This window comes from Wolbachia endosymbiont (group A) of Pherbina coryleti, from assembly GCF_964026875.1.
Taxonomy (GTDB): Bacteria; Pseudomonadota; Alphaproteobacteria; order Rickettsiales; family Anaplasmataceae; genus Wolbachia; species Wolbachia pipientis.
This window is the reverse complement of sequence record NZ_OZ034706.1, coordinates 1-11,414: the sequence shown is the minus strand read 5'-3', so window position 1 is coordinate 11,414 and position 11,414 is coordinate 1. Positions and strand designations below refer to the sequence as shown.

Sequence of the window (11,414 nt, the reverse complement as noted above, 5' to 3'; positions counted from 1 at the left end):
GTTTGTCATCCGAGTAGCCCCTTCGGTGTCATCCCAGTGCCCAGACACTGGGATGGCTTTGTTGCATCGCTACTTATGAAAGGCTAACTATAATTAGGATTATAAGCAACCTATTGAAAATCTTGTTTTTTTGCAATCAATCTGATCAAATTTAAGAATAGTAATTTATTATTTATATTAATAAATTTAATTCTATTGAAAATAGCTAAAGCATTGAAATTCTTGAATTTTAGCCGGATTGGTAAATGGTAGTGAAATTTCTTTTACTCAAATTTAGGTATTCATTGACCGTTCTTGTTATAAATACCAGAATAATAAGCTACTGATATTCCCTATCTTTTTTATCTTTAATCCATCATAGCTAGCGATGCAACAAAGCCCACTGGGATCCAGAAAACTTAACTTTAAATAAGTGGCTGCATAATAAAGGCTGGATTCCAGACTGGAATGACATCATCTGCTACACACTTGAATGACAAGAGAAGAATTCTGAAACAACAAGTTTCAAGGAAATCTTATGTAAAATCTAGCATTAACAAAAATTATACTATTTTCATGCATGCTATGGTTTTTGTAATTAATGGAGGGTGATATGGCGTTGAGTGAAAAATTGAGTACAATAGATACAATAGAAAACCTTGCAACTAACAAAAATTTTTTAGGAAAATTGATAGTGGAACTCAATAAAGGTGCTAATGATAAAGGTATATATACTAAAAAAGGTGTGGATGATGAGTTGAGAAAGAAAGCTAATACTGCAGATGTTTACACTAAAAGAAATGTAAATGATGAGTTGGCAAAAAAAGCTGACAAGAATTACGTCGATGCTGAGCTAGGAGAGAAAGCTGGTGCAGCTGATCTAGCCAACAAAGCTAATACTACAGATGTTTACACTAAAACTGATGCAGACACTGCTTTTGTCAAAGCTACAGAGCTTAAAACAAAAGCTGCAGCGAAAGATGTCGTGGATGCTATAATTGCTTCTACTGATTTTACCGATAAAGTATACACTAAAAATGATGCAGATACTGCGTTTGTTAAAACTGCAGATCTTGCAACAAAAGTTGCAAAAAAAGCTGTTGTGGATGCTTTAATACCAGAATTAGCAAAAGGTGATGATGATAATGGTATCTATACTAAAAAAGGTGTTGATGACACGTTTCTTAAAACTGCAGATCTTGGAACAAAAGTTGCAGAAAAAGCTGTTGTGGATGCTTTAATACCACAATTAGCAAAAGGTGATGATGATAATGGTATCTATACCAAAAAAGGTGTTGATGATGCATTTGTTAAAACTTTAGGACTTACAGATACGCTAAAAACAGAAGTAGTAAAACAGCCTGTTGTGGATGCTTTAATACCAGAATTAGCAAAAGGTGATGATGATAATGGTATCTATACTAAAAAAGGTGTGGATGACACGTTTCTTAAAACTGCAGATCTTGGAACAAAAGTTGCAGAAAAAGCTGTTGTGGATGCTTTAATACCACAATTAGCAAAAGGTGCTGATGATAAAGGTATCTATACCAAAAAAGGTGTTGATGATGCATTTGTTAAAACTTTAGGACTTACAGATACGCTAAAAACAGAAGTAGTAAAACAGCCTGTTGTGGATGCTATAACTGCTTCTCCTGATTTTACAAATAAGGTATATATTAAAGCTGCTCCAGCCGATGAAGTTTACACTAAAACTGCTGCAGAGACTGCTTTTGTTAAAGCTACAGAGCTTAAAACAAAAGCTGCAGCGAAAGATGTCGTGAATGCTATATTTGATGCAAAAGACGGCGACAAATCAATTTTAGTGGATAAATTAGGAGGATTTCTTGATGCTACTGACACAGCGTATGGTGACAAAAATGATCAAACAGCAAAGGTGTTCTTAGGAGGTAAAGGGCTAAAAGGGGAGACAGGAGCCACTGGTCCTAAAGGAGCAGATGGTAAAGATGGAGCTCAAGGCCCACAAGGAGAGACAGGGGAGACAGGAGCAGATGGTAAAAGTCCAATAGCTGCTGAGAAAGCCTTACAAGAGCATGTAACAAAGATAAGCATACAAAGTCCAGAATTTAAAAGAGCTGTGCAAGAGGAAATGTCACAACCGTATTTTGAGCCTTCAACAAGTGATGATGCTGCACTTAATTGGACTTGGTAATACAGCTTAGATCCAAGTATTCACGCTACTTGGATGACGTCATATGGTCCTCTGATGACGGAAAAAGGACTCGGATAACACCCTACAATGTCATTCCAGCGCGTGACGCTGGAATCCAGCCTTTTCATAATCATTAAAATGTTGTATTTTAACATAAAACGGCTACTTTTATGCTTACCAACTTAATAAAATTCCTGGATCCCAGTGTCTGGGCACTGGGATGACAAAGGAGAGCAGTGTCAAGCACTGGGATGACACCCTACTAGCAGAAGTTACTCTCAAATGTTTGTTCATGTTAGCTACAAACATTAAGAAATTTACCAAACGAAAAAAAAGGCAAAAGAAGCCCCAGTCATTGTTTATTTTCAGTATTGGCGTTTTTTAAGTCTTAAACACTGCAGTTTAGCTGCTTTTAAGTGCAACTCACCTTAGTTTAAATGTTTAAGAAATTTACTAAGCAGAAAAAAAGGCAAAGAAAACCTAGGGTAGCTAGTATTCAAATTCTCCCTTGTTCTATTTGACGTCTTTTGATGTCTTAAACGCTTTATAAGCGCGTTTCGGCTTGTATAGGTAGAAACCCAGAAGTTTTATAAAGACATGAGGTGCACATAGTGCAAAAAATTAAGCATGATTTACGCCAAATACAAAGTTCCCTTTGTCGTTTTAATCTGCAGATTGCGAAGATAAATAAATAGCTTCAGTTTCATGATAAGGGCGCTGGCGGAGTTTGTCAAGCAAGTTTTTCGTTTCTGCGGGCTACTTCCACATAAATTAATAAATAGGAAAATTACTACAAATCCTTTCAACTTTAGTTTTTACTGCTTTTTCAACATCTGAGCTATTTTCGCTGATTAATCCCTGAACCACTTCATTTATTAGGCCGGCTATTTCTTTAAAATTTTCTGCCTCAAGCCCGCGTGTTGTCTCAGCAGCGGTGCCAAAACGGAGCCCTGAGGTGATGGTTGGCTTTTCTGTGTCAAATGGTACAGAGTTTTTATTGCAGGTAATACCGGCTCTCTCAAGGCTATCTACAACGTCTTTTCCAGTTAATTTCTGCGATCTTAAGTCAACTAGCACTATATGAGAGTCAGTGCCACCGGTTATAATGTCGAGTCCATGCTTTTGCAATTCTTGAGCTAGTACTTTCGCATTTTCCACGACTTTCTTGCTATAAGTTTTAAACTCTGGCGCTAACGCTTCTTTAAATGCAACAGCTTTTGCAGCTATCACATGCATAAGTGGCCCGCCCTGCAATCCTGGAAAAACTGCAGATTGAATTTTTTTGTGTAATGCTTCATCATTGGTCATCACTATTCCACCACGAGGACCACGCAAAGTTTTGTGAGTTGTGGAAGTCATAACATGTGCATATTCAGCAGGGGATGGATATTCGCCCGCTGCAATAAGCCCTGCATAGTGAGCAATGTCTGCAAGCAAATAAGCACCAACTTTATCTGCAATTTCGCGAAAGCGTTTGAAGTCCATTTTTCCTGGATAAGCAGAAGCACCAGCTATGATCAATTTTGGTTTATGCTCCAGCGCCAGCTTTTCTATCTCATCCATATCCAGCAAGTAAGTGTCTTTATTCACTGTATATTGAATTGACTTAAACCATTTACCAGAAAGGCTTGGTGCCGCACCATGAGTTAGATGCCCACCGCAATTCAGTGACAATCCAAGTATCGTATCACCTGGAGCAAGTAGTGAAGCAAACACTGCTTGATTCGCCTGAGAACCAGAGTGAGGTTGAACGTTTGCAAATTTTACACCAAACAACTTACAAAGTCTCTCTATAGCCAGACTTTCAATTTTGTCCACATGCTCACAACCACAGTAATATCTTTTACCTGGATAACCTTCTGCGTATTTATTAGTCAGAAAAGAGCCTTGTGCCTCCATTACCGCTTTGCTTGCAAAATTTTCTGATGCAATTAATTGCAATTGTGATTTTTGGCGTTGTAATTCTTTTTCTATAGACTGATAAACCTCGTTATCAAAAGACTTTAAACTATTTTTAGAGCCACAGATTTTTTTTAAAACACTCATCATAGATCAAACCTCGCTTTAATTTTAAGATGCACAAGCAATTTTAAGACTGCTTATCCTGCTTTTTTAACCATAAGAGCCCAAAAACAGCTATCAGCAAACATACAGGAATAATAGATGTTGCTTTTATCAGCAATTCAGCACTATACACAGGATTTCCTTGTATCACTGTCCTATCCCAACACAAATCTATTATTTTTGCGATCCCAGTGTGAAAAAAATAGCCAAAAACCATGACTATCATATTTGACACAGCTGTAGTTAATCCTATTAAGTTATTATTTACATAACTTAATGCTTTGTACAGTGTTACTATTTGATATCCAGAAGCGAAACCTATAACAAGAAGTGCAGGCAATACAATATACAATCCGCCAGCCTGTGTAAAAAGTAAAAGGAAACTAGCAATCATTGCAAAGGAACAGACAATAATAACTTCATAATGTCTATTTGGATATTTTTCTAATATGTGAGCAAAAGAGAGCAATCCAGCTGCAAATCCTACATATATAACAGAAGAAATTGAAGACGCTAGATCACCGGCCATTTGATATACCTCACATAAAAAAGCTTTTGTCCAAGCATCAGCAAAACCTTCTAGTGGACCTACCATTAAGCCACCAAAAAAACTAATTAGAATGATATATTTATTGAAAAGCACAGTTTTTAGATCCTTCATGCTAATTTTTTCTTTTCGAAAGTCGTAAGCATTGTAAGGAATAACTAAAAATAAAGATAAAGCGAGTAAGAAACCAAACCCTGAAAGAATATAAATTACGTAATTCCAACCAAACTCATCAAGCAAAAGTTCTATTGGTAGACCACCATATATTGCCCCTAATAGCCCTATAATAACAGATATGCTTGCCATTTTTGCTGATTTTTCTCGCGGAAAATACATACTGGCAACTTTAAATACTCCTATTACTGACGCAGACGAGCCAATCCCAACAATTATTCTACCTAATACTGAATAATACCACTCATCAAAGCACACAAGAGGTAATGTTCCAATAGATACCAAGACAGCACAAATAGGTAAAACAATTTTTGGACCGAATCTATCAAAACAAAGACCAACAGGGATATGAACTAGTGTAAATCCCACATAGTAGAGACCATTAAATTGCCCTAAATCTGCAATGCTTATATTAAATTTTGTTATTAATACAGGCGCAATTATGTTTGGCATGACACGTAACACATACTGGTATGCATAGAAAAGAGATACTATCAGCCATACAAAAAAATTACTTTTCGACATACCTACCACCTAATAAAACCCTATTACAATTAAAACAAAAATATCAAAGTAAAATAAAGTATTATATTTCATAATAACAAGAGCCTTAAATTAGTACATCTAACGATTTTATCATACGAGCCTTCGATAAATTATCTACTTATTACAATCAACTTCTCTAAAATCTTTATTTTTTAACCATAAGAGCCCAAAAACAGCCACCAGCAAACATACAGGAATAACTGATGTTGCTTTTATCAGCAATTCAGCACCATACACAGGATTTCCTTGTATTATTGTTCTATCCCAACACAAATCTACTATTTTTGCGATCCCAGTGTGAAAAAAATAGCCAAAAATCATAACTATCATGTTTGACACAGCTGTAGCCAGGCCTACTAAGTTATTATTTACATAACTTATCGCTTTGTAAATGGTAACCACCTGATATCCAGATGTGAAGCCAATAATAAAAAGCGTAGGTAATACAACATACAAGCCACCAATCTGAGTAAAAAGCAAAAGAAAACTAGCGATCATTGCAAATGAGCATGCAATTATTACTTCATAATGCTTATTTTTATATTTTTCCAATAAATAAGCCAAAGAGAATGATCCTGTTAACATTCCTATCAATATTACGGAAGAGAGAGAAGATGCCAAGTCTTCATTCATTTTATATACTTCAAAAAAGAATGCTTTCACCCAACCATCGGCAAAACCTTGCATTGGACCGACCATGAGTCCACCAAAAAAGCTAATTAGAATAATATGCTTGTTGAAAAGTATGTTTTTTAAGTCTCTAATGCTAACTTTTTCCTGTTGAGCATTGCTTTCAGGCGTTACTAAGAACAGCAACAGAGCAAGTAAACACCCAAATGCTGAGAATGTATAGATAACATAATTCCAGCCAAATTTATCGAGTAAGAAGTCTAAAGGTAACCCGCCACATATCCCTCCCAAAATTCCTATAATTATAGATAAGCTGGCCATTCTTGCTGATTTTTCTTGCGCAAAATACATGCTTGCAACTTTAAAGATTCCAATTGCCGAAGCGGATGACCCAATTCCCACAATTATTCTTCCAATTATTGAATAACTCCACTCATCAAAGCATATAAGCGGTAGTGTTCCGGTAAATGTCAAAACGGTACAAGCAGGTAAAACAAACTTTGGTCCAAATCTATCAAGGAAAAGACCAATAGGTATATGAGCTAGCGTATAGCCTACATAGTATAACCCACCAAACTGGCCAACATCTGCAATACTTATGTTAAATTTTGTTATTAATTCAGGCGCAATTATGTTTGGAATTACGCGTAATATATATTGGTATGCATAAAACAGTGACGTCAACAACCAGATTAAAAAATTCCTCTGCAACATGAATCTCAGCTAAAATTTAGGATTATAGATACTTTAGTTATAAAAAACAATACTATATTAATCATCTAAATCTGCTTAGCTCTTTTTACAGCTTATAACTTTAAGTAACCAAAAGCCTATCATTCCTATTAGTAGGCATATAGGTATTATTAACATAGACTTAACCATTACATCAGTTCCATAAAATGGCTTTCCATCGATAATTTCACCGTTCCAATAAAAATTCATTATATTTGCAATAATGACGTGAAAAAAATAACCAAAACTCATAACTATGGAATTACCTACAGATCCTGCACTTGCTACTGCTTCGTTTTTTACACAACTTACAACTTTAGCAGTAAAAACAATTTGGTATGCAGAAGCAAGACCAATAATGAATAGTAATATACATGCCAGGAGTTCACTAATATTGCATATAAAAAGTAATAAGAACACAATTATCATGGCCATAGCACAAGAAATTATTATTTCATAGTGCTTGGTTGGATTTTTTGCTAATATGTAAGGAAGTAATAAATGCCCAAAGCCAAAGCCTATTAGTATCCATTTTGAAATGCTATATGCAATGTGTCTATCTATAGCGTACATCTCATGCAAGAATGTTGCGGACCACGCATCTGCAAAGCCTTCTAATGGTCCAACCATAAAACCGCCAAACAAACCTATCAATAAAATATCTTTATTAAATATAACTTTGCTTAAATTTTTAATATTTAATTCTTCGTCTGAGGTGCCAACTTTAGGTATAGATATAAAGGTAGTTAAAGCAAGCAATAATCCAAGCATTATACACACAGTAAATAAATAATCCCACCCAAACTTATCAAGTAAGACATGTAATGGTTTGGTGGCAAATACACCACCTGAAATGCCAATAATAACCGATATGCTGAACATCATGGCAAATTTTTCTCTATGGTAATAGATTCTTATTATTTTAAAGAGTCCAAGTACTGAAGCAGAGGATCCAATACCAGTAATTATTCTTCCAATAATAGAATAACTCCAATCATTAGAACTGACTAAAGGTAAAGCACCTAAAGATGTTAATGCAATACAAATCGGTATAACAACTTTAGAACCAAATCTATCTAAAAGAATACCTACAGGAATATGTGCTAACACATAACCTACATAATACAGTCCACAAAATTGTCCTATTTCTGTTGTTCCTATATTAAACCTTACTACCAATTCAGGAATTATAATATTTGGAATTACGCGTAATATATATTGGTATGCATAAAACAGTGACGCCAACAACCAGATTAAAAAATTCCTCTGCAATACTTTACCCCAAAGCTAGCATTATAGATACTCTGTTTATAGAAAACAATATTTTTATGAATACTTATTTTAATTTACCGGAATTTTATACAGTTGAACTCATAGCCAACATAAGTAGTTTATGCATTAACTAAATTTTCCAGGTTCAAGTTTGGATGATGGAAAAAGTTCACTTTTTCTATTTTTAAAAGAGACCTTTTATTTTACTTATAATTTTTTCTACCATATCTACAACTGGCTCATGAATAAGGTATATGAAAAAAATTACACCACAAATGATAAGTATATTTATGATTTTACCCTTATTCATCTTTATCTTGAGCTTCACTTTTGTTACAAGATCCATTTTATTTATGTTTTTATTTCATGCTGACAATTATATCTTAAATACCATAATTTTCAGTAAAATTTGACTTCAGAAGTATTCTATTAATTCAATATTAACCTTTTTATGTGTAAAATAGTTAATATAATATTAAAGCAGGCTGATGAATATAAGCACGATAGATAATACGCTGCAAAATTACATAACAAAATACATTGAACAAACATTCGCTACACACGTGCTAGGCAATAGATACGACAAATTGTATAGGAAACTTCTAAGTGGTATAGAAGAGATAATAAAGCTTGCTGTAAATGAAGCAAAACACTACGATGAAAATTTAGAAGATCTATATAACGATTCAAGATTTAATAAGAAATTTATTCAAGCTGTTGCTAAACATCAGGTGTCGGAATTTTTAAATACTTATCCGAAAAGAAAAGAAATTGTTGCAGAATTTTACAATGAACATCACATTAACGAAAGTGATTTAAAGACTCTGGAAAAGGGGAAAGATTTAGTAAATAAAATAAATAACATTAACTTACTGCAACAAAATGAAAAAAATGAGGAATTCAATATTAGAAAGACACTTGCTCAATCAATAAAAATGCCTTCCATAGAAAAACACAAGTTAGAACATTCAAAATAACCTTGGCGAAGTATGGCAAAATATACAACTTATGGATAGTCTATTTCATTTTAACTCCTGGCACGCTTTAGTAATACTATCACATCCAATTTCTAATTGTTCCTGAGAGGTTGCATAAGAAATTCTGATAAAATTTTCTAGACCAAATGCAATTCCTGGAACCACAGCAACCAAATGATCTCCCAGTAAGTATTCAGTAAAATCTAAATCATTATTTATTATCTTACCACTTTTTGTGCTTTTACTGAGCAATCCTTCACATGAGACAAATAAATAAAACGCACCTTGTGGAACAGACGCTGATAATCCCGGGGCAGAATTTAGCTCTTTCACCATAAAATCTCTACGACTCTTAAAAATCCTTGTTCTTTCTTTCAAAAAACTATGATCACCGTTTAATGCTGCTGCTGCTGCTGCTTGTGCTATCGAATTTGGATTAGAAGTGCTTTGAGACTGCAGCGTAGAGATAGCTTTTACCACATCACTTCTACCTGCAATATACCCTATCCTCCAGCCTGTCATTGCATAGGCTTTTGATACTCCATTGACTACAAAAACTCTATCATAAAGCTTCGGCTCAACCTGAGCGATAGTAAAAAACTTTTCGTCGTATATTATATGCTCATAAATATCATCTGTAACGACATTCATATGTGGATATTCAAGCAATATTTGTGCTATGTCTTTCAATTCATCACATGTGTACACAGCTCCTGCAGGGTTGTTCGGTGAGTTAAGAATTAACCATTTAGTTTTTTTAGTTATCCTGCTTTTCAATAATTCCGCTGTCAGTTTAAAATTTTGTTTGCATTCTACTACAACTGGCAAGCCGCCAAAAAGACTTACCATATCAACATATGAAACCCAATAAGGAGCTGGAATAATAACTTCATCTCCAGAGTTAATTGTTGCCATGAACAAATTGAATAACACCTGCTTAGCACCTGTACCAACACAGATTTGGTTAAGCGTGTACTCGAGGTTATTATCCTTTCTTAACTTATTAATTATTGCTTCTTTCAGCTCACGCGTTCCATCAACAGCAGTATATTTAGTCTTACCTTCACTTATTGCTTGAATAGCTGCTTTTTTTATATGATCTGGAGTATCAAAATCCGGTTCTCCTGCAGCTAAAACACAGATCTTTTTTCCTTCATTTTTCAACTTATTTGCCTTATCAGTTACAGCAATCGTAGGTGATGGTTTTATTAGGGACATTCTTTTTGCAAGGTCTGACATATCTTACTGAAGCTAAATTCAAATGATAAACCCCGTACAACAAAAAAGCTAGAATTTTGTGTATTGTATTAGTAGCTTTTTACCAGGTTTACCAACGCAGCAATATTTTCAACTGGAGTATCAGGGAGTACTCCATGTCCGAGATTAAATATGAAGGGTAAATCTCTAAAGCAATCTATTATACGTTTTGCTTCTTTGATTGCTTCCGTTTTATTATAGGCTAAAAGATTAGGATCAAGGTTTCCTTGTAGAGGGATGTTTAGATTCGCTTTCGCCCATTTTATTGGAACATTATAATCTATACTTACTGCAGATACACCTGTTTGTTCGCAGTAATCTTTATAAAGATTTCCAGCAGACCTTGGAAAACCTATTATTGGAAAATCAGAAAATCTATCCTTTATTGCCAAGATAATTCTCTTTGTTGGTTCGATAACATATTCTTTAAACAATGGTTCCGATAACGCACCAGCATTACTGTCAAATAGCTGAATAACATCTGCTCCAAATTCTATCTGTTTAATTAGATAAATAATCGTTACTTCCGTTATTCGTTCAATTATTTCCTTCAAACACGAAGGATAAAAATTTAATACTTTGGAAAAAGTTTTGCTGCTCCCACCTTCTATGATGTATGAGGCTACTGTCCATGGTCCACCAGCAAATCCTATGAGAGATTTTTCTTTTGGTAATTGGCTTCTGACTTTTTTTATAGCGTTTAGAATTGGTAAGGTTTTAGTTTCAATTTCTTGTGGACCCTTCAATTCCTTAGGACTTTCCACGGGTTTTATTATTGGACCTACACCGCGTACGAAATTCACGTCACAACCCAAAACATCAGCTATTATTAAAATGTCTGAAAAAATTATAGCCGCATCCATGTCAAATCTTGTCACCGGCTGTAACGTCAATTCTGTCACTAAATCTGTGTTGTAGCATATCTCCATAAAATTATTCATATTTTCTACTGCTTTGCGGTACTCAGGAAGAGACCTGCCAGCCTGACGCATTAGCCAGATAGGCACTCTTCCACCCGGCTCATTTCTCTTAATAATTTTCGCTATTGTTGTTTTGCCGCTTTCCA

The 11,414-nt window shown here is 34.8% G+C and carries 8 protein-coding genes; 2 read left to right on the top strand and 6 right to left on the bottom strand.

Annotation, left to right across the window (positions count from 1 at the left end; all coding sequences use genetic code 11):
• Positions 1-592 precede the first annotated feature (592 nt).
• Positions 593-2,149: a collagen-like protein gene (locus AAGD87_RS00040; protein WP_341817615.1), complete on the top strand. Its 1,557-nt coding sequence runs from the start codon at positions 593-595 to the stop codon at positions 2,147-2,149.
• Between the two features lie 771 nt (positions 2,150-2,920).
• On the opposite strand, the gene glyA is transcribed toward AAGD87_RS00040, so the two are convergent.
• The 4 genes from glyA to AAGD87_RS00020 form a co-directional block, all read right to left on the bottom strand.
• Positions 2,921-4,198 (bottom strand): serine hydroxymethyltransferase, encoded by a 1,278-nt coding sequence (gene glyA / locus AAGD87_RS00035; RefSeq protein WP_341817614.1) that lies wholly within the window; start codon positions 4,196-4,198, stop codon positions 2,921-2,923.
• Between the two features lie 40 nt (positions 4,199-4,238).
• Entirely contained in the window at positions 4,239-5,459 is a 1,221-nt protein-coding gene (locus AAGD87_RS00030) for an MFS transporter (RefSeq protein ID WP_010081954.1), read from the bottom strand.
• Positions 5,460-5,594: 135 nt separating this feature from the next.
• Positions 5,595-6,824: an MFS transporter gene (locus AAGD87_RS00025; RefSeq protein ID WP_341817613.1), complete on the bottom strand. Its 1,230-nt coding sequence runs from the start codon at positions 6,822-6,824 to the stop codon at positions 5,595-5,597.
• A gap of 75 nt (positions 6,825-6,899) precedes the next feature.
• Complete coding sequence (locus AAGD87_RS00020) at positions 6,900-8,114, bottom strand: MFS transporter (RefSeq protein WP_174515889.1); 1,215 nt, start codon at positions 8,112-8,114, stop codon at positions 6,900-6,902.
• A 488-nt stretch (positions 8,115-8,602) separates the two neighbouring features.
• Here AAGD87_RS00020 and AAGD87_RS00015 point away from each other — a divergent pair, with 488 nt between their 5' ends.
• Entirely contained in the window at positions 8,603-9,091 is a 489-nt protein-coding gene (locus AAGD87_RS00015; RefSeq protein ID WP_006280043.1) for a hypothetical protein, read from the top strand.
• Between the two features lie 45 nt (positions 9,092-9,136).
• On the opposite strand, the gene AAGD87_RS00010 is transcribed toward AAGD87_RS00015, so the two are convergent.
• Together AAGD87_RS00010 and hemE are read right to left on the bottom strand one after the other, a co-directional pair.
• Complete coding sequence (locus AAGD87_RS00010; RefSeq protein WP_010082012.1) at positions 9,137-10,330, bottom strand: pyridoxal phosphate-dependent aminotransferase; 1,194 nt, start codon at positions 10,328-10,330, stop codon at positions 9,137-9,139.
• Positions 10,331-10,398: 68 nt separating this feature from the next.
• On the bottom strand, positions 10,399-11,394 hold the full coding sequence (gene hemE / locus AAGD87_RS00005) for a uroporphyrinogen decarboxylase (protein WP_410541890.1): 996 nt from the start codon (positions 11,392-11,394) through the stop codon (positions 10,399-10,401).
• Between the last annotated feature and the right edge of the window lie 20 nt (positions 11,395-11,414).